Raw genomic sequence first — 20,888 nt, forward strand, 5'->3', positions numbered from 1 at the left:
ACGAGCTGAGCGCGCCGCTGTCAGGGACCGACGGCGGCGTCTCTGTCGGGGTACAGCGGGAAGATCTGGTCGAGGCCGACGATGCGCAGGATGCGCAGCGTGTTGGCGGGGACGGCGGCGAGTGCGAAGTCGGCTCGCGCGGCCTGGGCGTGATTGCGGGCGGCGATCAGGGCGGTGATGCCGCTGGAGTCGCAGAATTCCAGCTCGATCAGGTCCAGGACGAGGCGCTGCCCGGGCTGGAGGGTGATCGTGGGGACAAGTTCTCGCAGCTCGGGAGCCGTGTTGTAGTCGAGGTCGCCGATGATCTTCAGGACGGGGCCGGTCGCCGCGTCTCGGGTGGTGATCTTCAGTGGGCTCATCGCGGGTTCTTCGGCGTAGGGTCGGCGGCGGGGACGCCGACGGCGAGCAGGGCGGTGTCGTCGTCGAGGCCGTCTCCGAAGTCGTCCAGCAGGCCGGTCAGGGCCTTGACGAGGGTGCGTGGGGCAGTGCCGGCGTGGTCGGCGGCGAAGGCGCGCAGAGCCTCGTCCCCGTACAAGTCGGTGCGCCCTTCGCCGGTGCGGGCTTCGGTGAGGCCGTCGGTGTAGAGCAGGAGGGTGTCGCCGGGGGCGAGGACGGTGGTGGCGGAGGTGAAGGGCGCCGACTCCATGATGCCGACGAGGAGGCCGCCGGGGGTGGGCAGGAAGTCGGCCGTACCGTCGTCCCGCAGGACGAGGGCGGGCGGGTGGCCGCCCGAGGCGAGGCGGACGGTGACCCGTGCCGTCGCGGGGTCGGGGTCGAGGATGCCGAAGATCGCCGTGCAGTAGCGGGGGTCGCCACCGCTGTAGCGTTCGTGGAGCACCCGGTTGAGGGTCGACAGGGCGGAGACGGGGTCGGGGTCGTGCAGGGCCGCGGTGCGCAGGGTGTAGCGGGTCAGCGAGGTGACCGCGGCGGCCTCGGGGCCCTTGCCGCACACATCGCCGAGGAAGAAGGCGAAGCGTCTGCCGTCGATGGGGAAGACGTCGTAGAAGTCGCCGCCGAGGCGGTCGGGAGAGGCCGTGCGGTAGTGGGCGGCCGTCTCCATGCCGGGTATCCGCGGCAGGATGTCGGGCAGCAGGGACTGCTGGAGCACGGCGAGGGCGTCCTGCAGCCGGGCGCGGTCGCTCTCCGCCTGCGCGCGTGCCTCCTCGGCCGCCTTCCGGGCCCGCAGCAGCTCCTCCTCGTAGGCGCGGCGGTCGCGGGCGTTGAAAACGGTGGTGCGGATCAGCAGCGGCTCGCCCGTGGCCCCGCGCTTGAGGACGGAGGAGACCAGCACCGGCATCCGGGCGCCGTCGGCCTGCCTGAGCTCCAGGGCGACGCCGCCGATCTCGCCCTGCATGCGCAGCAGCGGCGCGTAATGAGTCTCGTGGTACAATCTGCCGCCCACGGTCAGCAGGTCGGTGAACCGCATCCGGCCCACCACTGCCTTCCGCTCCAGGCCCAGCCAGTCCAGCAGCGTGGTGTTGATCTTGGCGATGGTGCCGTCCATGAGCGTGGAGAGGTACCCGCACGGCGCCCTTTCGTACAGCTCCTCGGCGCTGTCCTCCAGCAGGCCCGCGAACGCCGCGTCCGAGGTCTCCCCACCGCCCGCGCCGGGGGGTTCGGGCTGCGGCCCGGTACGGGACATCACCGCAGGTCCGCGAGGAAACCGGTGATCGCCTCGTTGGTCGCCTCGGGCGCCGACAGGTGCGGGCAGTGCCCGGTGGCATCGAGGGTGACCAGGGTCGAGCCGGGGACCGTCCGGTGGACGAAGGCGCCCACCTCCCGGGGGGCGATGGCGTCCTGGGTGCACTCCAGCACCAGCGTCGGCACGCTCACCTTCTTCAGGTCGTCCCTCGAATCCGACAGGAACGTGGCCCGGGCGAAGACGCGCGCCATGTCCGGGTCCGTGGCGCAGAAGCTGTTCGTCAGCTCCTGGCCGAGCTCGGGCCGCTCCGCGTTCCCCATGATCACCGGTGCCATCGCCGCCGACCAGCCCAGATAGTTCGCCTCCAGCGACTCCAGCAGCTCGTCGATGTCCTGCGCGCTGAACCCGCCGCGGTAGCCGTCGTCGTCGATGTACCGCGGTGACGGGGCGACCATCACCAGCGCCCCGATGCGCTCCGGAGCCTTGTCGGCGGCGAGCACGCCGATCATCGCGCTGACCGAGTGCCCCACGAACACCGCGTCGCGCAGCTCCAGCGCCTCGCAGATGTCGACGACGTCCTGGGCGTAACCGTCGAGGGAGGAGTAGCGGTCCGCCGAGAACGCGGACAGGTCCGAACCGCCCGAGCCCACGTAGTCGAACAGCACCACCTTGTGGTTCGCCACCAGAGCGGGCACCGTCAGCCGCCACATGTTTTGATCACAGCCGAACCCGTGTGCGAGCACCACTGCCGGCCCCTGCGGGTTACCGGTGACGGTGACGTTGTTCCTGCGATCGATATCCATACCAGCAGTCTCGCAGGCCCCGCCTGCGGCTTCCCTTCCGAATCGCCCCCTCCGGACCCCCGCCGCGACCGCGCGCGCGTCGACGGCGCCGTGCACGGCGCCGGGCGGAGCGTCCGGTACCGCGTCACGATGGGCGCATGGAGAGCTTCACCACACGGACCGTCGAGATCACGACGGGTAGCACGGAAACCGTTCACGATCTGACCGAGACCTGCGCCGCATTCCTGCGCGAGGCGGCCCGGGGGCGGGACGGACTGCTCAACGTCTTCACCCCCCACGCGACGGCGGGCCTCGCCGTCATCGAGACGGGGGCGGGCAGCGACGAGGACCTGCTCGACGCGCTGCGCTCGCTGCTCCCGCCGGACGACCGCTGGCGGCACCGGCACGGTTCGCCCGGCCACGGGCGGGACCACGTCCTGCCCGCGCTGGTACCGCCGCACGCCACGCTGCCGGTCGTGGGGGGCGCGCTCGCGCTGGGGACCTGGCAGTCGGTGGTACTGGTGGACACCAACCGGGACAACCCGCACCGCACGGTGCGGCTCGGCTTCCTCGGCTGAGCCCCCGGCCCGGCCGGCGGGAGCCTGACCGCGTCCGCGAGCGTCGTTCCGGTACGGCCGGGTAGGCGCGGTCAGCCGGAAGAGTACGCCGAGCGGTTCGACCGGGCGGTCGAGGAGAGGCGGGCAGGCCATGGCGGAGCGAGGCACGTCGAGTCAGGGCGGGTCGAGCGGCGGGCAGTCCGGTCCGCCGCGCGCGCAGGGTCAGGAGGCCGCGCGATCGCGGCCACACCGGCCGGGGGGCGTGGCCGAGTTGCCCGACGAGGGCGCGGAGGTCGACGAACACGGCCGTGCCCCCGGGGTGCCCTCGCGCACCGGGACCGGATCCGGGGCGCCGCCGGCCGATCCGGAACGCGTCGAGCGGGCCGCCGGACCCGCCCCGGCCGGGAGCGAGCGCACGTCCTCCCCCGAAGCCGCGGACGAACGCCCGGACACCGACCGGAACGGCTAGTCGGACGGGTACGGGTACGCGACCGGTACGGGTACCGACCGGTACGCCAACGCACCGGCCGGTACCCGTACGCACCGGTCCCGCCGGGGAGCTGCGCCGTCCTCGGCGGGACCGGTGCGCGGAGTGCTACTGGGCGGGAGCGGGAGCTCCCGCGGGCGGCTCGGCGGTCTCCGGGCCGGGCGTCGGCTCGCTGAGCAGCTCGCGCAGGTAGTTCCAGACCACCGCGATCAGCGCCGCCACCGGCACCGCCAGCAGGCTGCCCACCACTCCGGCCAGGCTGCCGCCCAGCGTCACGGCCAGCAGGATCACCGCCGCGTGGAGGCCGAGCCCGCGACTCTGGATCATCGGCTGGAACACGTTGCCCTCAAGCTGCTGCACCCCGACGATGATCGCCAGCACGATCAGCGCGTCCGTCAGGCCGTTCGAGACCAGCGCGATGAGCACGGCGACCAGACCGGCGAACAGGGCTCCCACGATCGGCACGAACGCCGACACGAAGGTCAGCACCGCCAGCGGCAGCACCAGCGGTACGCCGACGATCCACAGGCCCAGACCGATGAAGACGGCGTCGAGCAGCCCGACGAACGCCTGGGAGCGCACGAACGAACCCAGGGTGTCCCAGCTGCGCGCGACCACGACCGGGACGTGGGTGGCGAGCCGCCCGGGGAGCTGACGGGTCAGCCACGGAAGGAACCGCGGGCCGTCCTTGAGGAAGAAGAACATCAGGAAGAGCGCCAGGACGGCGGTGACCAGGCCGTTGAGCACCGTGCTCACGCCGGTGACGACCGTGGAGACCGCGGTGCCGACGCTGTTCTGGATGCGGGCGACCGCGGCGTCGAAGGCTCCGGTGATCTGGTCGTCGCCGATCTTCAGCGGCGGCCCGGCGGCCCACTCGCGCAGCCTCTGGATGCCCTCGACCACGCCGTCGGCCAGCTCGCCGAACTGCGACGCCACCGGTACGGCGATCAGCGCCACGACGCCCGCGGCGAGGACGAGGAACAGCACGGTCACCGACGACGCGGCCAGGGCGGGGCGCCATCCGCGCCGGCGCAGGAAGGCGGCCAGGGGCCACGTCAGCGTCGTGAGGAACAGGGCAACTATGAGCGGCCACACGACGGACCACATCCGGCCCAGAACCCACAGCGTCACCGCGGCCATCACGAGAACCAGCAGCGACTGGGCGGAGATTCGTGCGGATACCCGCAGCGCGGCTGCCGTTTTTCTGGAACTCAGCGTGTCAGACATGGGTTCACCCTAGGGGCACCGCGTCCGCGCCCCGGATCCGTGCCGCGGTCCGCCGCGCAGACGGTGCGCGTCAACACGGCGACCCGGTCCTCATCCTCCGGGGCGAGGCGATCGGTGCGGCGGGCGCGGCCGGGGCCGAGTCCGCCCGGTGGCCCGGGGAATCGGGGTCCGACGCCTCCCGGCGGGGGCGGGCGCGGCCCGGGGAGGCCGAGCCGGGACGGCCGCCGACCTCGTGAGCGCGCGAAGTGGATCATTTCGGGTGCCACCATGCCTGGCGGAAGCCGGGCACGCGGTGGAAGTGACCGCACAGCGATGAGAGGGAAGACCGTGACGCCTCATCAGGTGGTCGACGAAGCAGCTCACCCCATTCCGGGACAATCGAGGCCGGCCGTCGACACCCCCGGCGCCGCACCCGGCCCGGGCGGGACCGCGGCGGGGCGTCCCGACGCGCACCTCCTGATCGCGGCGTCCGTTCTGCTGGCGGACGCGGCCATCACCGCGAAGCAGACCGGCGCGGAACTGACGGGCGCGCTGAGCAGTTGGCGGTTCGGCCTGGCCGCCCTGCGCCGCCCCGCCTGGGCACTGGGTACGGCGGTCTCCTGCGCCAAGGCGCTGACCAGCCCCTCCGGGCTCGGCTTCGCCCCCAACGGTGGAGTCCTCGGGGAACTGGCCCGGATGGCGGGGAGCGTGACCTACCGCCGCCCGGCCGCCGTGGCCATGGCCGTGGACGCCTTCGCGCTGCGGATCGAGGCGGCGGCGGTGGAGCACCCGAACCTCGACTCCGCACTGGCGCGGCGGCTCACCGACGCCATGGTGGAAGGAAACCGGTGGGAGGCCCTGCGGGCGCTCCACGCGCTGGTCGAGCGGCTGGGCCTGACCCGCGCGCTGACCACCGTCAGCCCCGTGATCATGGAGTTGCTGGCCCTCCTGGGTCTGCTCGACGAGAACCCGGTCAACGACAGCTTCTCCTGGGTGACCCTCGCCGGCGGCGTCCCGACCACGGATCCCTTCCTCGGACTGCCGAGTTCGGTGCTCCGGTACCTCAACCCCGGCCCCGGACGCGCCGAGCGGATCGAGCCCGACTCCATCCTCGCCCAGGTCCTGACGACGTCCCGCAACGACATCGTCAGCTACGTCAACGACATCGGCACGCTCGGCAACCACGGGCTGGTGCTGCTGCGACGGATCGCCTGCGCCGACGGAAACGTCCGGTACGTGCTCCTGCTGCCCGGTACGAGCTTCGGGCTGCCGAGCAACAGCACCCCGCAGGACCTCGTCGGCGCGTTCGACGGATGCCTGCGCTCCGACACCACCTACACCCGGGCGGTACGGCAACTGCTGCGCCGGGCGGGAGTGCCGGCCGGGGCGGAGCTGATGTTCGTCGGCCACAGCCTCGGAGGGCTCACGGCGATGAACCTCGCGACGGACGTGGAAGTGGCGTCCACCTACCGGATCACACACGTGGTCGCGCTCGGCTCGCCCGTCGACAGCAAGCGCCCGGCCGACCACACCACGCAGGTGATCAGCCTGGTCAACCAGCACGACGTGATCCCCATGCTCGACGGGCGCGGGCCCGCCGCCCCTCACGACATCCCCGCGAACTGGGTCGAACTGTCCTGGCTGGACGCGTCGTACGACTACCCGCTGTCGCACGCCCCGCAGGCGTACTCCGACGCCCTGCGCGGGGAGATGGCCCACCACCGGGACCGGGTGAACGGACTGATCGCGGCCTACGACGGCGAAGTCGTCGGGAACCAGCCCTACATGCTCCGCGACAAGTGACCACGTGACCACGAGGGAGACCGACCGATGACCCCTGCCGACGGCACGGCCACGACGACGGCGCGGCCCCAGACGGCCCACCCCGTGGAGAACCTCCTGTTCAGCGCCGCACTGGTGGCCCGTCGCCTGCCCTGGGCGGACCTGCCCGCGCGCACGCTGGGTCTGGACGCGCTGACCCGCGAAGGTCTCACACGCCGGTTGATGACGCACCTGCGGGACGGCCGCCGCGGTGGACCGGCGCGGCTCCGTACGCCCTTCGGCACCTTCCTCGTGCCGGTGACCCGGGCGGACGCGGAGCGCCTGCTGACCCGCGCCGACGCGGCGGGCGCGCTCGGCACCGCGTCCGGTCTCGCCGCCGACGGGAGTCGGTACGGCCTGTCGCCGCACGCGCCCCCGGCGGGAGCGTGGGACGTGCTGACGGAGGACGAACGCGACGGGCTGACCGCCCGGGTGACCGAGCACCTGCTGCCGGTGCTCGGTGCCCGGCGGGAGGACGGCACCCTGGACGGGGACCACTGGCACGCGGGCATGCTGCGGCTGAGCCGCAGCGTCGTACTGGGGCGCGGCGCCGCCGAGGACACCCTTCTGAGCGAGATGGCCACGGCGGTGGCGGGCGCCTCGGGCAGCCGTGCGTACGAGGAGCGGGCGGCGGCTCTGCGCCGACGGCTGGCCCCGTACCTCGCGGAACCCGATCCGGGCTCCCTCGCCGGTCGGCTGGCCGCCCGGGCCCAGGGCGCTCCGGAGGGGGACCTGGCGATCGCGCACGCGCTGGCCCTGGTGTCGACGGCCACCAGCGCGTCGGCGCTCCAGGCCCTGGCCCTCCTCGCCGCCGGATCCGCCCCCGTCACGGGCGCCGCCACGGGCGCCGCCACCGGGACCGCCACGTCGGCGGAGGCCGCCGTGGACCTCGCCCTGGAGCTCTACCCCCCGCTGTCCGCCGTCGTGTACCCGGTGCGCGCACCGCTCGACGCCGACGGCGCCGTCCTCGTCCCCGGCGACGAAATCCTCTACACCGCGGGGCTGTTGGAGCGGCGCACCCCGGGGGAGCGCGCCGACCCGGCATGGGCGCTGTGCGGCCGCCCGTCCGGCTGCGCGGCCGCACGCTTCGCGGCCCTCGTCGGCCGGGAAGTCGTCCGCGGGGCCACCACCGGCGTGCGCCCCGTCCTCGTCGCTCCGCGGTTCACCGCGGACCGGCTGCCGGACACCCTCGGACCCCGGACCGTGGTCGTGGCCCTCGCCGCGTCCGACGGCCCCGGCGGGGCAGCGGGCGGGCACGGCGGGACGTGCGCCGCGTACGGGGCGCGCGGGCAGGCCGGCGCGGACCGGTTGGACCGCCACGCGGAGCGCCTGTCGGCCTGCGCCGCCGACACCGGCTGGAACGGGAGCGAGGCCGGGGAGCGGTTCCGGATGGCCCTGCTGGCACACGCCGACCGGTGCGCGGACGCGGCCTCCGACGTCCGTCGGGCCGCACGGCGGCTGTCGGACTGACCTCCACCACGCGGCCGCCGTCCGTCCCGGGCGCTCGAACGGACGACCTCGTTCCTTCCGTCCCGACCAGCCGTGATCAACAGCCCCCATGGGCGTTGCACCGGTGGGAACCCGTCAGGTCGACATTCCGTCGACGACCAGCGATGAGAGAGTGAGGTCCGAGCGTGCGGGACAGTGTGGCCGAGATGATCAAGGCGGCCGGGGCTGAACTCGGCTCCGCCAGGCGCGTGCTCGGGGAAGCCGGCGAGGTGGCGTGGGACCGCCTCCTCGACTGGCTCGTCGACGACTACTTCCGGGTGGTCGCCCTCGGCCTGGAGAACATCCCCGCGGAGGGTCCGGCCGTGATCGCCGTCAACCACTCCGGTGCCTGGGGTCTGGACGCGTTCGTCCTGGACAAGGTCCTCGGCAGGGCACTGGACCGCCGGGTGCGCTTCCTCGCCGCCCCGTTCGTCTTCCGCACCCCCATCCTGGGCAGGCACGCCCGCCGCCACGGCGCGCTCCCGATCGGTCCCACGGCCGGGGTCGACCACCTCAACGCGGGCAAGCTCGTGGGGGTGTACCCGGAGGGAATCGCCGGTCTGGAGAAGCCGTTCACCGAGCGGTACCGCCTGCGGTCCTTCAGTCCGGGCTTCGCGGTCGCCGCCATCCGGTCCGGGGCCCCCGTGGTGCCGGTGGGGATCGTCGGCGCGGAGGAGGCCTGCCCCAAGCTCGGCGAGGTGCCGACCCTCGCCCGCCTCCTCGGGGTGCCGTACTTCCCGGTCACCACGCCGTTCCCGCTGCCGTCCAACTGGACGATCACCGTCGGGGAACCGATCCCGGCGCCGCCCCGGCCCGAGGGCCTGGCCGCCCGCCGTGACGCCGCCCGGCTGCTCGGCGAGACCACGCGCGCCGCCGTCCAGGAACTTATCGACCGCGAACTGGCCGAGCGGGAGTACCCGTTCGACTGATCCGGCCGTACGCGCCCGGGCCGGCCCGGGCGCGTACGGGGCCGGTGGGGGCGACTCGCGGGGACGCTGCGGGTCCCCGTACCGCAGTCCCCGTACCGGATCGCGTGCAGGGACGCGCCGGTGGGAACGGCGCGCCGGGACGGTTGACCTCGGCCGGATGTGGGCAGCCGCCGGCCGTGACCCGGAAACCCGAGCCCGACACCACCCCCGACGGGCACCACGTCGTCATCCACGGCCGTCGCTGGAGGGCCACCGACCCGGCCGTCCCGGCCGAGGCCGGGGCCCGGCTGCGCGTCCACCTGATGGCGGCCCGGCGGGCCGTCGCGGCCGCCCGCCGCTCCGATGACCCGCAGGCCGAGCGCGCCGCCCGGGACCGGGTGCAGACGGCAAAGGTGGCGCTCGGGGAACGCGGCGTGCCGTGGTGGGAGCAGAGCGCCGAGGAGCGGCGGGCCCGCTGGACGGACGGCCTGACCGCGCTCGACGCATGAGCAGCGCCAAGGAGGGCATCGACGCATCCTCGACGCGTGTGCGGCCGAGCCCGCCTGCACGAGCCGCTACCCGGACGTCCACCGTACGTTGGCCCAACAGGTGCGCAGGCCGGAGGCACAGCCGCTGACGCCCGGCCGCCGCGCGGGGGAGACCCGGTGAAGGTCGTCCTCGACGGGGGCGCCCCGGTGAACCTGCTCGTCGCCAACGCCGTGCCGGCCGCCGACGTACCGGCAGCGCTGGAGGGGCTCGCCAGTTGCCGTCCGGACCGCTTCGCGCCGTCGGCGGCCCCGCCGAGACGCAAGGATGCCGCTTGAGGTGGGTTCATGAGTCGCAGACCCGGCGTCCGCCCCGGCGCCCGGTGTCAGTGCCATCCGGTTGGATGAGGGCGTGACTGTCTATGACGTGGCCCGCCGGCTTCCCGCCCTCGCCGATCTGCGGAATCTGTGCCGCGCACTGGCGATGCTCGACGCGATCCTGAGCCCGGACTGGGAGAGCCGGTATCACTCTTTCAACGCCGGTTGGGCTGCCGGCGAGGAGATGGCCTCGATGCGCAACGGGTCGGGGGACGAGTACTCCATCGTGTTCTCGGCAGCCGGAGGCTACGTCCGTGGCTTCGGCCATGAATCGGCGATGAGTCCCTACAGCAACGACGGCGAGCCCTGGCCGGGGGTGATCGACGAAGTCCCCGAGGCCTTTCGGCCCTTCGTGGAGGAGCCCGCGTTCACCGACGAGGACGGTGTGCCCGTCGTGACAGCCTGCTTGTGGCGGAGCGGGAGCGACGATCAGTGGCGCCACGGGACGATCGACTTTCCCGTGGGCCGTGCCGACCCTGATGGGACGACCGGACTGTTCGAGCTTCTGGTCGACCGTTCTCCGCAAGCGTTCCAGAGCTTCGCCGAGGACTACTACGAGGTCGCCGTGGACCTGGGAGCCGTGAGCGCCGTGTACGCCCTGCGCCCGCTGGAGCAGGAACTCGTATCGTCGCTGAACGCAGAGGTCGCCTTGGCGGACCTGGCCCAGGACATCTCCGAGATCGGCTATCCGCAGCACGATGGACCCTCGGCGGACCCTGCACCGGTCTCGTGACGTGGTGCCAGGTGGTGTCAGGTGGTGTCAGGTGGCACCACTTGGCGCCACGGAAGGCCCGTGATGTCAGGGGATTGCGTGTGGTGCCATGCTGGCGCGAGCCGTTGCCGTTCCGTTTTCCCAGGTCAGCGCGTTGTTCGTGCGTGGATTCCGGCGGGCGGGGTCAGAGGGCTTGCGGGTGGCGCCATAGTGGTGCCATGATGGCGTCATGGACCTGACCCCGTATGTCGACACCCTTCGTCGCGAGCTCGCGGTGGCCGCCGCGGCCGGCGGGGAGGATGCCCGCGAGCTGGCCGAGCGGCTGACTGCCCCCCTGGAGTCGGCGACCCGGCTGACCATGCTCAACGTGCTCTCGGCGGCGATGAACGAGATCACCCGCGAGCTGGCCCCCGGCTCGGTCGACGTACGGCTGCGCGGAGTCGACCCCGACTTCGTGGTGACACTGCCGCCCGCCGCCACCGGCCCCGCCGGGCCGACCGCGGCCGCCGAGCCGGTCAGGGCGCAGGCGTCCGCCGACACCGACGAGGGCGGCAACACGGCCCGCGTCAATCTGCGGCTGCCGGCCCACCTCAAGGCCCGGGCCGAGGAGGCCGCTACCCGCGAGGGTCTGTCGGTCAACGCATGGCTGGTCCGCGCCGTGTCGGCCGCCGTCGACGGCGGCCCCCGGCCGCGTCCCGCGGAGAAGACCCAGACCATCGGACAGAGCTTCACCGGCTGGGTGCGCTAGCCGCACTCCCGCCGCACCGGTTCACCCACACCACGTCCCACCAGCGGGGACGTTCCAAGACCCAAGAGGACGGGACAGCCATGCCTTCTTTCGACACTCCCGAACCGATCTCGACCACGGCACGGGTGGAGGCCGGTTCCATCCGGTTCTCCGCGGGCGACCGCACCGACACGGTCGTCGAGGTGACGCCTCGCGATCCGAAGAAGGACCTGGACGTGCGGACGGCCGAGCAGACCGAGATCACGTACGCGAGCGGCGTCCTGACCGTCAGGACCCCCAAGTCCAATCTGTTCGGCCGCACCGGCACCGTCGACGTGACGGTCGAACTGCCCACGGGCTCCCGCGTCGACATGACCGGTGCCTGGGCCCAGGTCCTCGGTGAGGGGCGGCTCGGTCAGGTCCGTGTGAAGACCTCCTCCGGCGACGTCCGCCTCGACACGACCGGGCCGCTCCAGCTGACCGCCTCCCACGGCTCGATCACCGTCGACCGCATCGAGGGCACGGCCGAGATCAGCACCAGCTCCGGCAGCCTGCGCGTCGGGTTCGTCGACGGCTCAGCCGTCCTCAAGAACTCGCACGGCACCACGACCGTCGGCGCCGCGACCGGCGACCTGCGGGTGAGCGGCGCCAACGGCGACATCGACATCGCGCGCGCCGAGGGCTCGGTCACCGCGACCACCGCCCACGGCACCCTGCGCGTCGCCGAAGTCGCGCGCGGCGCCGTCCAGTTGGAGACGTCCTACGGCGCCATCGAGGTCGGTGTCCGGGAAGGCACCGCCGCCTGGCTCGACGTCAACTCCGACCACGGGCAGGTGCGCAACACGCTCAGCGCTTCCACGGCCCCGGAGCAGACCGAGGACACGGTCGAGGTCCGTGCCCGGACCCGGCACGGCAACATCGACGTGCGCCGCGCGCGGCCCTGATCCGCCGACCCGCGAACACAAACCTCCCGCCCCGTCCCTTCACCCTTCGAACGGAGGGCTCCATGCCTTCATCTGTCATGCCCATGCCCATGCCGATGCCCAATTCCCGAGGGGCGGGCGGTCCGCAGTCGTCCGCCGCCGTGTCCGCCCTCGGTCTGCGCAAGTCCTACGGCGGCAAGACCGTCCTCGACGGCATCGATCTGCTCATCCCGGCCGGGACCGTGTTCGCCCTGCTCGGTCCGAACGGCGCCGGCAAGACGACCGCCGTCAAGATCCTCTCCACCCTCATCACCGCCGACGGCGGACAGGCCCAGGTCGCGGGCCACGACCTGGCCGCCGACCCGCAAGCGGTGCGTGCCGCGATCGGTGTGACGGGCCAGTTCTCCGCCGTGGACGGTCTGATCACCGGGGAGGAGAACATGCTGCTGATGGCGGACCTGCATCACCTGCCGCGGGCCGAGGGGCGGCGGACGGTGGCCGCGTTGCTGGAGCGGTTCGACCTCACCGACGCCGCGAGCAGGCCGGCGTCCACGTACTCCGGCGGTATGAAGCGGCGCCTGGACATCGCCATGACCCTGGTCGGCAGCCCGCGGATCATCTTCCTCGACGAACCGACCACCGGCCTCGACCCGCGTTCACGGCACAACATGTGGCAGATCATCCGCGAGTTGGTCACCGGCGGCGTCACCGTCTTCCTCACCACCCAGTACCTGGAGGAAGCCGACCAGCTCGCCGACCGCATCGCCGTACTCAACAACGGAAAGATCGCCGCCCAGGGCACCGCGGAAGAACTCAAGCGACTCATTCCCGGCGGACACGTCCGGCTGCGCTTCTCCGACCCCGCCGCCTACCGAACCGCCGCCGACACCCTTCGCGACGCCGCACCGGACGACGACGCACTGGCCCTGCACGTCCCCAGCGACGGCACCCAGCGCCAACTCCGCACGATCCTCGACCGCCTGGACACCGCCGGCATCGAAGCCGACGAACTCACCGTCCACACACCCGACCTCGACGACGTGTTCTTCGCCCTCACCGGCACCACCGACCAGCCCGCCCTGCCCAACCAGCCCAACGAGCCCAAGGGGTCCGTCCGATGAGCTCCCTCTCCCTCGCCGTGCGCGACTCGTCCACCATGCTGCGCCGCAACCTCCTGCACGCCCGCCGCTACCCCTCCCTCACCCTGAACCTCCTGCTCACGCCCATCGTCCTGCTCCTGCTCTTCGTCTACATCTTCGGAGACGTGATGAGCGCGGGCATGGGAGGAGGCGGCCGCTCCCAGTACATCGCCTACCTCGTGCCCGGCATCGTCCTGATGACCATCGGCGGCACGGTCGTCGGCACCGCGGTATCCGTCTCCAACGACATGACCGAGGGCATCATCGCCCGCTTCCGCACCATGGCGATCCACCGCGGGTCCGTCCTCATCGGGCACGTCATCGGCAGTGTCCTGCAGTCGGTCGTCAGCGTGGTCCTCGTCGGCGCCGTCGCCGTCGCCATCGGATTCCGCTCCACGGACGCCACCGCCCTGGAATGGCTGGCAGCCCTCGGACTGCTCACCCTCGTCGCCCTGGCTCTCACGTGGATCGCCGTCGGAATGGGCATGGTCAGCCCCAACGCCGAGGCCGCCAGCAACAACGCACTGCCGCTGATCGTCCTGCCGCTCATTTCGAGCGCGTTCGTCCCGATCGAGGCCATGCCGGGCTGGTTCCAGCCGATCGCCGAGTACCAGCCCTTCACCCCCGCCATCGAAACCCTGCGCGGACTGCTCCTCGGCACCGAGATCGGGCACAACGGCTGGCTGGCGGTCGCCTGGTGCCTGGCTCTCTCCGCGCTCGGCTACTTCTGGTCGAAGGCGGTCTTCAACCGCGACCCGAAGTAACCGGGACGGGCGCGGGTCCCTTCCCGCCCAGGGCGGCGTACTCCGGCACCGCGTCGGAGTGCGCCGCCCGTTCGTGCTGCGCGCGTGCGGCGCCGCAGCCCTTCGCCCGGGTGTCGATCTCGGCGATCAAGCGCTCGACATCGGCGCCCCGGCCCGCTCCGGTGGCTGCGGGCCCCGCGCTACTGCTCCTGCGGTGGCCTGCCCTCCGCCGCGGACACCTCGACGAACTCGACCTGGCCCTTGGCGTTGAGGCGCAGGACGGGGACGGCCTTGTTGCGCGGGTTGCCGTTGTTCTGGAAGGAGATGAACCCGCTGGCCCCGGCCACCTGCTGGGTGCCGTCCATCTGGTGGAACATCCGGGCCACCGCGTCGCCGGCGACCTGCCCCTGCCAGCGCGCCGCCATCTGGATGCCGTGGGCCGCGGCGAGGACCGCGTCATGGCCCATCAGCGCCCCGCCGTCGTCCCGGGGGTCGTGCGGGAACCACTGGTCCAGCAGCCCGCCCGGCTGGAAGTTCTTCGCGGAGGGTGCGGACACCGCCTGCGGTGCCGCGCGGTACATGTCGGGGTGGGACAGGCCGGTGTAGAGCACCTGGACGCCCGTCTCGGCGGCGTGGGCCAGCTGCGCGGGGCTCAGGTTGGTCGTGTCGTCCCCGGCGAACACGGTGAACTGCTGGTCCGTGCAACTGCGGTTGGACAGCGCGTCGAGGAAGTGGGTCAGGTGCTGGCCGCGCCCCGCGAAGTACACCAGCTGGGGACGCTGCTGGCACAACTGGCCCGGCATGTAGCGCAGTTCGTTCTGCCAGGCGCTGCTGACGGAGGAGTCGTAGGTCATGCGCTCGGCGACGAGCCGGTGCTTGTCGCCGTCGTGGAAGGCTTTGGTGAAGGCGGTGCCGAGGGTGGAGGCGTAGAGGTTTCCCTCCGCCACGTCCTGGATGACGACGGCGGTGGCGACGCCGTGCCGCTTGAGATAGGCGGCACCCGCGTACGCCTCGTCCTCGTTGGTGGGGGCGACCCGGACGAAGCCGTTGATGCCCTGGATGTTCGTGGCGGTCATCGTGGCGCCGACCATGGCGATGCCGTGTGCGGAGAACCGCTGTATGGCCGCGAGGTTCTCCTTCGTACTGGGCCCGAGACCCGCGACCGCCACGAGCCGGTCCGGGGAGTCCTTGCGGGCGATCAACGCGTCGACGGTGTGCTTCCACTGCGCGGACCTGCTGCCCGGGTTGGCTATCAGCAGCCGGATCTTGGGGGTGGCGGCGAGGTCGCCCTGGTTGTGCCGGTACTGGGCGAGGTAGGCGCCCTGCAGCTCGTGGCGGACGCCCTCGGGGGAGTTGCTGTCCTCCGCGGAGGTGGTGAAGGAGGTGTAGTAGGCGACGCTGACGTACGGTTCCTTGTCGGCGTTGGCGAGGACCCGGCGGTTCTCCTCCTCGATCTCCGCGCTGACGGCATCGAGGTGCGGCGCGAACACGTAGGAGCCGTCGGTCACTCCGACGCACTCGTCGCCCGGACCCTGCTCCACGACCCCGTCGGCGCATCGGGCCTGGCGTTCCTGCAGCCAGCCGACACCCAGCCAGAGCGCCGCGACCAGGGCGACGGCGGCCGCGGTGGCGAGGGCGACGCGGCGTACGACGTGCAGCGGCCATTCGAGTCTGGGCACGCGCTCAGCCCTCCCAGCCCGCGGTCTGGGGATCGCGCCAGTGACGGTACCGCTCCGCCTCGTTGAACAGGGCCACGATGTCGTTCCTCCTCAATTGGGACAGCTGGGTGTAGCCGTCGGCGATCAGGTCGCCCAGCCGCATGGCCGGATCGGCGAGCGGATCGCTCCACACCCAGCGGGTGGTCACCAGGGTGTGGATCACGGACTCGATGTCCATCACGCGCCCGGGCCGGCGCGGGACGAGCCCGGCGAGGAGTTCCAGCGGTCCGCTGCCGGAGGGGAGGCGGTTGGGCGCCGCGGTGATCGCGTCGAACTCGGAGATCCACTGCGCGGCCGGTACGACGGTGAAGCGACGCGTCAGATGGGCGGTGACCTCCTCGGTGCGCCCCAGGGCGAGCTGGTGGTACATCTCCTGCACCGGCCTGCCCTCCCCGCGGTAGTACTCCGCGAGGAGTTCGTGCACGGCGTCCCACCCGTCGGGACGTGCGGCCAGCCGCCACAGGAGCAGCCTGCGCAGCCACGGGTGCAGTACGGGGACGACGGCGACGGGCCCGGTCAGCAGCCAGCGGGAGCGGATCTCGCCGAACAGGGAGTCGTCGGGGCTCAGCAGCCGCGTGGCGACGGAGAAGTCCCTGGCGGCGGCGCATTCGGCCAGCGCCGCGCGCCGGGTCCCGTCGAAATCGCGCAGCAGGTGGCCGAGCGCGGTGTCGGCGAGGGTGGCGGAGTCCTCCCCGGTGCGCAGCGGCCGGTCGGGCAGGGTGCGCAGCCAGCGGTCCTGCTCGGGGCCCGAGGCCGGCGGCGGCCCGGCCTGGCGCAGTACGTCGAGTACGTGGTGGACGGCGCGCGGCAGTCCGCCGGTGAGCCGGTGCACGAAGGGGGTGAGGCGGGTCAGGGAGGCCAGGTCGCTGTTCCCGCCGAGCTGGAGCTCGATCCGGATCCGTACCTCGTCCAGGTTGAGGTCGCGCAGGCGTAACGGGTACCACCAGCTGTCCTCGCTGTCGCGGGTCGGCCGGTGGGCGTGCCAGTCGGCCAGCGAGGCCCGGTCGGGGCCCCGCAGCTGCCAGGGCCAGGAGTCCCCGGTGGCCGGACCCCAGCGGGGAAGCCACCGGTTGGAGCTGGCCACGACGGTCAGCGGGTCGCTGGCGTGGCCGGCCACGACCGTCTCGTCGTGCCGGGAGCGCAGCAGCAGGTCGAGGAAGCGGCGGCCGTGGTCGGTGTGGGAATTGTCGAGGAGCAGCAGGTAGGAACGGGGCATGAAGTTGCGGGCGGTGTTGCGCCTGAGGTCCTCCAGGAACGCCGAGAAGAGGACGAGGTCGAGCCGCTCCTGTTCGTTCTCGTCGCCCTCGTGGCGCCAGCGGTTCAGCTCCACCAGGGCTTCCATGCGGTCCGCGCTGCGGATCATGGGGTGGCTTCCGTACCAGTGGGCCCCCGCGGTGAGCCGGCTGCCCAGTCTGCCGCCGAGCAGGGCGGGCACGGTCCGGCGGCCGCGTCGCAGCGCGTCCTGGAAGAGGGCGAGCGCGGCGGTGGAGGCGCCTTCGGGCATGCCGACCGCGCCCATGCCCACTTCGAAGAAGGCGGCCAGGTAGTCGCCGTGCCGGGCCTCGTTCTCCTCCTGGAACTGGTCGAGCCGACGCTGCACCGCGCGCCGGCCGTCGGCGAGGCTGCGCATGCGCAGTTCCTGGTCCGAGGCGAGCAGACCGAGGCTGAGCAGCGGGAAGTGGGAGCGGCCGTAGCGGGGCAGTTTGCGTTCGAGCTGGCGGGCCAGGAGCCCGAGGGCGTAGCGCGGCAGCAGGGACTGGGCTTCGCCGAAGTTGACGAAGGCGAAGGGGTAGTCGGGCCCGAAGTGCTCCATGAGCGCGCTGTGCGCCTCGCTGGCGCCGCTGCCGGCCGGACCGAGCAGCATGGTCAGGGGCCGCTCGGCCGCCGGGTCCTCCTTCAGGCACGCGTCGACCAGCGACAGGATGCCGCTGCGGCCCCGCAGGCCCATGCCCGTACCCGGCTCCCTCACGTGTGATCCCCCCCAGGACGACGCTTCCGAGAAGTAGAGCCTGCCATCCGCGGGCGGAGTCAGACAGGGTTTTCCGCTCCTTGATTCATTTCGGTCCGCTCGGCTCGGGTGCCCGGGACGCGTTCGAGGACGCCGCCCGCGAAGACGTCGTACAGGGGGAGGGTCTCCAGGTGGACGTAGCCGATGTGGCAGTCGCAGACGGCGAGCGGGCAGCGGCGGGGGACGAGGGCGGCGCGGTAGGAGCCGTCGTAGAGGTTGCCCAGCTCGGTGCGGACGAAATGGCAGCGGCTTACCGTGCCCTCGCCGTCCACGGAGATGACCGACTCGCCCGTGCGGCACGGCAGTCCGGCCGAGCGGTGGGGGTGGCGGCTGTACGGGAAGAGCGGGTCCAGCTCCGTCCAGGCCGCCGCCTCGGCATCGCTGTACGTACGGCCCTCGGCGGCGTTGACCCACAGGTAGACGTGGTCGGGCAGGTCCGCGCGCAACCGGCGCGCGTGAGGCAGGTTCTCGGGCAGGCCGACGATGCCGACGCTGTGGCGGATGCCCCGGTCGGTGAGGTCCCGGAGCTTGGAGAGGAAGCGTGCGTAGGGCGTCTGGCCGGGGTGGTACGTGCACCACAGGGCCACGGTGGCCGGGTCGGCCCCCGCGAGCCAGTCGGTGCGGCAGCTGAGGTTGGTCTGGATGACGACCCGCTCCACGTGCGGTTGGTGCGAGAGGTCCACCAGGGCGCGGCGGTACCAGGAGCGGACCAGGCCCTCGCCCCACGGTGTGAAGAGGATCGAGAGCCGGTCGCCGCGCTGCGCCGCCGCCCAGGCGCTGAACCGTTCTAGGGCCGCACGGTCGGCGCGCAGCTGCTCGGAGGTGTCACGGCGCTTGGCGAAGGGGCAGTACGGGCAGTCGTAGTCGCAGGAGGCGAGCGGACCGCGGTAGAGGATCGTCAGGTCCACGGCGGCTACTTCGGATCGTAGGCGGCCATGGCCGCCCGTACGGAGGGTGAGAAGAGGGCCGGGCCGAGGGCGTCGGAATGGGCGAGTCCCTCCGGGGTCAGGCGCAGCGTCCCGCTCTGCGCCTCGGCTCCCTCGACCCAGCCGCGGGAGGCGAAGGCGGCGAGTTCCGCGGGGAAGTCCTCGTGCGGATCGGTGCCGAAGCGGGCGCGGTAGTCGGCGAGCGGCATGCCCTGGGCCTGGAGGAGGGACTGCAGGAGGTGGCGGCGGCGCGCCTCGCCGCCGTCGACCTCCCGGCCGTGCACGGCGCGGCCGAAGTCCCCGGTGGCCGTGTAGTCGTCGATGATCGCCCGGATCTCGCTCATGTCGACGGCGTAGTCGAAGGAGTAGTGGAGCGCGGAGGTGTAGGAGCGGGCGCCGCAGCCGAGGCCGATCATGCCGTCCGTCTGGCACGCGTGGTCGTCGGGTCCCTGCGGGGCGGCGCCGGCCCGGCGGAACATGCGCATCGACACCTGTTCGTAGCCGTGGGCGAGGAGGTGGTCGCGGCCCTGGCGGTAGAGGTTCAGCCGCTGTCCGTCCCACTCGGTTTCGGTGTGCGCGGTGCGCCGGGCGAGGCCGGTGAGCGGACGGACGTACAGCGGGTAGAGGTACAGCTCCTCGGGCTCCCAGGCGAGGGCGGCGTCCAAGGAGGTGCGCCAGCTGGCGGGGGTCTGGCCGTCGATGCCGTAGATGAGGTCGATGTTGAGGACCGGGATGCGGGCCTCGCGGATCCGGCCGAGCGCGGCCTCGACGTCGGCACGGCGCTGCGGGCGTACGGCGGCCCGCGCCTCGGCGTCGACGAAGCTCTGGACGCCGATGCTGAGACGGGTGGCCCCGCGCTCGGCGAGGACGGCGAGCCGGTCGGCGGTCGCGGTGGCGGGCGAGGTCTCGACGGAGAGGGGGACGGCGCGCAGGTCCGCTCCCATGCGCCGCTCGGCGATGTCGCAGAGCCGGGTCAGTTCGCCGGCGGTGAGGAAGGTCGGGGTGCCGCCGCCGAAGGCGGCGTTGGCGAACCCGACCGGGCCGTCCTCGCCGAGGGCCTCGCGGACGGCGGCGGCCTGGCGGTCGAGCGCGTCGAGGTAGCGGCCGGTGAGGCCGTCGGGCGCGCCGATGCGGGTGAAGAGGTTGCAGAAGCCGCAGCGGACCTCGCAGAACGGTATGTGGAGGTAGAGGGAGAGCGCGCTCTTGTCCTCGCCGCGCCACAGGTCGCGCAGGGCGGGCCGGTCGGGCAGCGGGCGGTACGCGGTCTTGTGGGGGTAGGCGTAGACGTAGCTCTGGTAGGGGCGGACGCGGGCGCCGGCGGCCACGCCGGCCGCGCTCGCGGTCCCGAGGGCGCTGCTGGTCGCGGCGCCGGCGGCGAAGGCGGTTGCGGGCGCGGTCATGCGGACGACTCCAGGAAGAAGTGGGCGTACGGCACGGTCCACACGGCCTCATGGGCGAGGCGGTGGCCGGTGTAGCCGTCGTCGCCGTAGGTCGTGCCGTGGTCGGAACAGACGATGGCGAAGCAGCGGCGGCGGGAGCTCATCGCGGCGAAGAGCCGGCCGATGTGGCGGTCGACGTACTCCAGGGCGGCCGCGTGGGTGGCACGGCTGTCCCCCGCCTCCCGGGTGGCGCCGGGCAGGTGGAACCAGTTGGGCTGGTGCAGCGCGGACGCGTTGAGGAAGAGGAACAGCCGCTGCTCCGCGGGGAGGGAGCCGACGATCCGCTCGGCCCGCTCGACCTGCGCCTCGAAGGAGGCGGGGGAGGCCACGCCGAACTCCGGTTCCCAGTGGCTCTCCTGGAACATGCCGGGAAGTACTCCGCCCAGCGCGCCCCGCTTGTCGAAGAAGCCGACGCCGCCGACGCACACGGTGCGGTAACCGGCCGCGGCCAGACCGGAGACCAGGTCGGGGGTGTCGAAGACGTACGTGCGGGCGGCGGTGCTCTCGCTGCCGGCGAAGCGCGCGGCGAACAGCCTCGGGTGAGGTCCCGGCGCGGCCGGGGTGGGCAGGAATCCGGCGAACATCGCCTGGTGGGAGGCATAGGTGAAACTGCCCGGGGCGTGCCGCTGCTCCCAGGCGCCACCGGGCAGGTGGCGGGCCAGGTTCGGGATGCGGCCGGCCGCGGCCAGTTCGGCGGCGACGTCGTGGCGGAGGGTGTCGAGGGTGAGCAGGAGGAGGTCGTCGCGGCCGACGACCTCGTTCATGTCCGGCTCGCCGACGTCGGGGCCGTGCCCGTCGG

The 20,888-nt window shown here is 72.6% G+C and carries 21 protein-coding genes; 12 read left to right on the forward strand and 9 right to left on the reverse strand.

Features of this window, described 5'->3' with window-relative positions; genetic code table 11:
* Nucleotides 1-20: 20 nt before the first annotated feature.
* The 3 genes from ACWFQ8_RS30165 to ACWFQ8_RS30175 are packed head-to-tail and all read right to left on the reverse strand — an operon-like array spanning nucleotide 21 to nucleotide 2,445.
* A complete protein-coding gene (locus ACWFQ8_RS30165) occupies nucleotides 21-359 on the reverse strand; it encodes an STAS domain-containing protein (protein ID WP_453789463.1) in 339 nt (112 codons plus the stop codon).
* A complete protein-coding gene (locus ACWFQ8_RS30170) occupies nucleotides 356-1,642 on the reverse strand; it encodes a PP2C family protein-serine/threonine phosphatase (protein WP_453789464.1) in 1,287 nt (428 codons plus the stop codon). Before ACWFQ8_RS30170 ends, ACWFQ8_RS30165 begins: the two co-directional genes overlap by 4 nt.
* A complete protein-coding gene (locus ACWFQ8_RS30175; RefSeq protein WP_453789465.1) occupies nucleotides 1,642-2,445 on the reverse strand; it encodes an alpha/beta fold hydrolase in 804 nt (267 codons plus the stop codon). Before ACWFQ8_RS30175 ends, ACWFQ8_RS30170 begins: the two co-directional genes overlap by 1 nt.
* A 137-nt stretch (nucleotides 2,446-2,582) precedes the next feature.
* On the opposite strand from ACWFQ8_RS30175, the gene ACWFQ8_RS30180 reads away from it, so the two are divergent.
* Together ACWFQ8_RS30180 and ACWFQ8_RS30185 are read left to right on the forward strand one after the other, a co-directional pair.
* Nucleotides 2,583-3,002 (forward strand): YjbQ family protein, encoded by a 420-nt coding sequence (locus ACWFQ8_RS30180; protein ID WP_453789466.1) that lies wholly within the window; start codon nucleotides 2,583-2,585, stop codon nucleotides 3,000-3,002.
* Nucleotides 3,003-3,243: 241 nt separating this feature from the next.
* On the forward strand, nucleotides 3,244-3,450 hold the full coding sequence (locus ACWFQ8_RS30185) for a hypothetical protein (protein WP_453789467.1): 207 nt from the start codon (nucleotides 3,244-3,246) through the stop codon (nucleotides 3,448-3,450).
* Nucleotides 3,451-3,576: 126 nt separating this feature from the next.
* On the opposite strand, the gene ACWFQ8_RS30190 is transcribed toward ACWFQ8_RS30185, so the two are convergent.
* On the reverse strand, nucleotides 3,577-4,695 hold the full coding sequence (locus ACWFQ8_RS30190; RefSeq protein WP_453789468.1) for an AI-2E family transporter: 1,119 nt from the start codon (nucleotides 4,693-4,695) through the stop codon (nucleotides 3,577-3,579).
* Nucleotides 4,696-5,022: 327 nt separating this feature from the next.
* On the opposite strand from ACWFQ8_RS30190, the gene ACWFQ8_RS30195 reads away from it, so the two are divergent.
* The 10 genes from ACWFQ8_RS30195 to ACWFQ8_RS30240 all read left to right on the forward strand — a co-directional run bounded on the left by ACWFQ8_RS30195 (nucleotide 5,023) and on the right by ACWFQ8_RS30240 (nucleotide 14,019).
* Nucleotides 5,023-6,477: a lipase family protein gene (locus ACWFQ8_RS30195; protein WP_453789469.1), complete on the forward strand. Its 1,455-nt coding sequence runs from the start codon at nucleotides 5,023-5,025 to the stop codon at nucleotides 6,475-6,477.
* 27 nt (nucleotides 6,478-6,504) lie between these two features.
* A complete protein-coding gene (locus ACWFQ8_RS30200; RefSeq protein WP_453789470.1) occupies nucleotides 6,505-7,965 on the forward strand; it encodes a hypothetical protein in 1,461 nt (486 codons plus the stop codon).
* A gap of 164 nt (nucleotides 7,966-8,129) precedes the next feature.
* Complete coding sequence (locus ACWFQ8_RS30205) at nucleotides 8,130-8,912, forward strand: lysophospholipid acyltransferase family protein (protein ID WP_453789471.1); 783 nt, start codon at nucleotides 8,130-8,132, stop codon at nucleotides 8,910-8,912.
* A gap of 176 nt (nucleotides 8,913-9,088) precedes the next feature.
* Nucleotides 9,089-9,400: a hypothetical protein gene (locus ACWFQ8_RS30210; RefSeq protein ID WP_453789472.1), complete on the forward strand. Its 312-nt coding sequence runs from the start codon at nucleotides 9,089-9,091 to the stop codon at nucleotides 9,398-9,400.
* Nucleotides 9,401-9,556: 156 nt separating this feature from the next.
* Nucleotides 9,557-9,715, forward strand: a complete 159-nt coding sequence (locus ACWFQ8_RS30215) for a hypothetical protein (RefSeq protein ID WP_453789473.1) — start codon at nucleotides 9,557-9,559, stop codon at nucleotides 9,713-9,715.
* Nucleotides 9,716-9,788: 73 nt separating this feature from the next.
* Complete coding sequence (locus ACWFQ8_RS30220; RefSeq protein WP_453789474.1) at nucleotides 9,789-10,487, forward strand: hypothetical protein; 699 nt, start codon at nucleotides 9,789-9,791, stop codon at nucleotides 10,485-10,487.
* Between the two features lie 208 nt (nucleotides 10,488-10,695).
* Nucleotides 10,696-11,214 carry a toxin-antitoxin system HicB family antitoxin gene (locus ACWFQ8_RS30225; RefSeq protein ID WP_453789475.1) on the forward strand — a complete coding sequence of 173 codons (519 nt, stop codon included), beginning with the start codon at nucleotides 10,696-10,698 and terminating at the stop codon, nucleotides 11,212-11,214.
* Between the two features lie 80 nt (nucleotides 11,215-11,294).
* Entirely contained in the window at nucleotides 11,295-12,137 is an 843-nt protein-coding gene (locus tag ACWFQ8_RS30230) for a DUF4097 family beta strand repeat-containing protein (RefSeq protein WP_453789476.1), read from the forward strand.
* 95 nt (nucleotides 12,138-12,232) lie between these two features.
* Nucleotides 12,233-13,237, forward strand: a complete 1,005-nt coding sequence (locus tag ACWFQ8_RS30235) for an ATP-binding cassette domain-containing protein (RefSeq protein WP_453789477.1) — start codon at nucleotides 12,233-12,235, stop codon at nucleotides 13,235-13,237.
* A complete protein-coding gene (locus ACWFQ8_RS30240) occupies nucleotides 13,234-14,019 on the forward strand; it encodes an ABC transporter permease (protein WP_453789478.1) in 786 nt (261 codons plus the stop codon). Before ACWFQ8_RS30235 ends, ACWFQ8_RS30240 begins: the two co-directional genes overlap by 4 nt.
* Nucleotides 14,020-14,198: 179 nt before the next feature.
* On the opposite strand, the gene ACWFQ8_RS30245 is transcribed toward ACWFQ8_RS30240, so the two are convergent.
* The 5 genes from ACWFQ8_RS30245 to ACWFQ8_RS30265 are packed head-to-tail and all read right to left on the reverse strand — an operon-like array spanning nucleotide 14,199 to nucleotide 20,853.
* Nucleotides 14,199-15,677 (reverse strand): branched-chain amino acid ABC transporter substrate-binding protein, encoded by a 1,479-nt coding sequence (locus ACWFQ8_RS30245; RefSeq protein WP_453789479.1) that lies wholly within the window; start codon nucleotides 15,675-15,677, stop codon nucleotides 14,199-14,201.
* A 4-nt stretch (nucleotides 15,678-15,681) separates the two neighbouring features.
* On the reverse strand, nucleotides 15,682-17,685 hold the full coding sequence (locus ACWFQ8_RS30250) for a hypothetical protein (protein ID WP_453789480.1): 2,004 nt from the start codon (nucleotides 17,683-17,685) through the stop codon (nucleotides 15,682-15,684).
* 59 nt (nucleotides 17,686-17,744) lie between these two features.
* Nucleotides 17,745-18,632, reverse strand: coding sequence for an STM4011 family radical SAM protein (locus ACWFQ8_RS30255; RefSeq protein WP_453789481.1), 888 nt, complete (start codon nucleotides 18,630-18,632; stop codon nucleotides 17,745-17,747).
* 5 nt (nucleotides 18,633-18,637) lie between these two features.
* Entirely contained in the window at nucleotides 18,638-20,050 is a 1,413-nt protein-coding gene (locus ACWFQ8_RS30260; RefSeq protein ID WP_453789482.1) for an STM4012 family radical SAM protein, read from the reverse strand.
* Nucleotides 20,047-20,853 (reverse strand): STM4013/SEN3800 family hydrolase, encoded by an 807-nt coding sequence (locus ACWFQ8_RS30265; RefSeq protein WP_453789489.1) that lies wholly within the window; start codon nucleotides 20,851-20,853, stop codon nucleotides 20,047-20,049. Before ACWFQ8_RS30265 ends, ACWFQ8_RS30260 begins: the two co-directional genes overlap by 4 nt.
* Nucleotides 20,854-20,888: the final 35 nt, after the last annotated feature.

It is taken from the genome of Streptomyces sp. NPDC055254 (assembly GCF_053606025.1).

Bases quoted from the DNA above. Each gene is read 5' to 3' on its own strand.
- ACWFQ8_RS30165 (WP_453789463.1), bottom strand. From the start codon at position 359: ATGAGCCCACTGAAGATCACCACCCGAGACGCGGCGACCGGCCCCGTC.
- ACWFQ8_RS30170 (WP_453789464.1), bottom strand. From the start codon at position 1,642: ATGTCCCGTACCGGGCCGCAGCCCGAACCCCCCGGCGCGGGCGGTGGG.
- ACWFQ8_RS30175 (WP_453789465.1), bottom strand. From the start codon at position 2,445: ATGGATATCGATCGCAGGAACAACGTCACCGTCACCGGTAACCCGCAG.
- ACWFQ8_RS30180 (WP_453789466.1), top strand. From the start codon at position 2,583: ATGGAGAGCTTCACCACACGGACCGTCGAGATCACGACGGGTAGCACG.
- ACWFQ8_RS30190 (WP_453789468.1), bottom strand. From the start codon at position 4,695: ATGTCTGACACGCTGAGTTCCAGAAAAACGGCAGCCGCGCTGCGGGTA.
- ACWFQ8_RS30200 (WP_453789470.1), top strand. From the start codon at position 6,505: ATGACCCCTGCCGACGGCACGGCCACGACGACGGCGCGGCCCCAGACG.
- ACWFQ8_RS30225 (WP_453789475.1), top strand. From the start codon at position 10,696: ATGGACCTGACCCCGTATGTCGACACCCTTCGTCGCGAGCTCGCGGTG.
- ACWFQ8_RS30230 (WP_453789476.1), top strand. From the start codon at position 11,295: ATGCCTTCTTTCGACACTCCCGAACCGATCTCGACCACGGCACGGGTG.
- ACWFQ8_RS30235 (WP_453789477.1), top strand. From the start codon at position 12,233: ATGCCCAATTCCCGAGGGGCGGGCGGTCCGCAGTCGTCCGCCGCCGTG.
- ACWFQ8_RS30240 (WP_453789478.1), top strand. From the start codon at position 13,234: ATGAGCTCCCTCTCCCTCGCCGTGCGCGACTCGTCCACCATGCTGCGC.
- ACWFQ8_RS30260 (WP_453789482.1), bottom strand. From the start codon at position 20,050: ATGACCGCGCCCGCAACCGCCTTCGCCGCCGGCGCCGCGACCAGCAGC.
- ACWFQ8_RS30265 (WP_453789489.1), bottom strand. From the start codon at position 20,853: ATGAACGAGGTCGTCGGCCGCGACGACCTCCTCCTGCTCACCCTCGAC.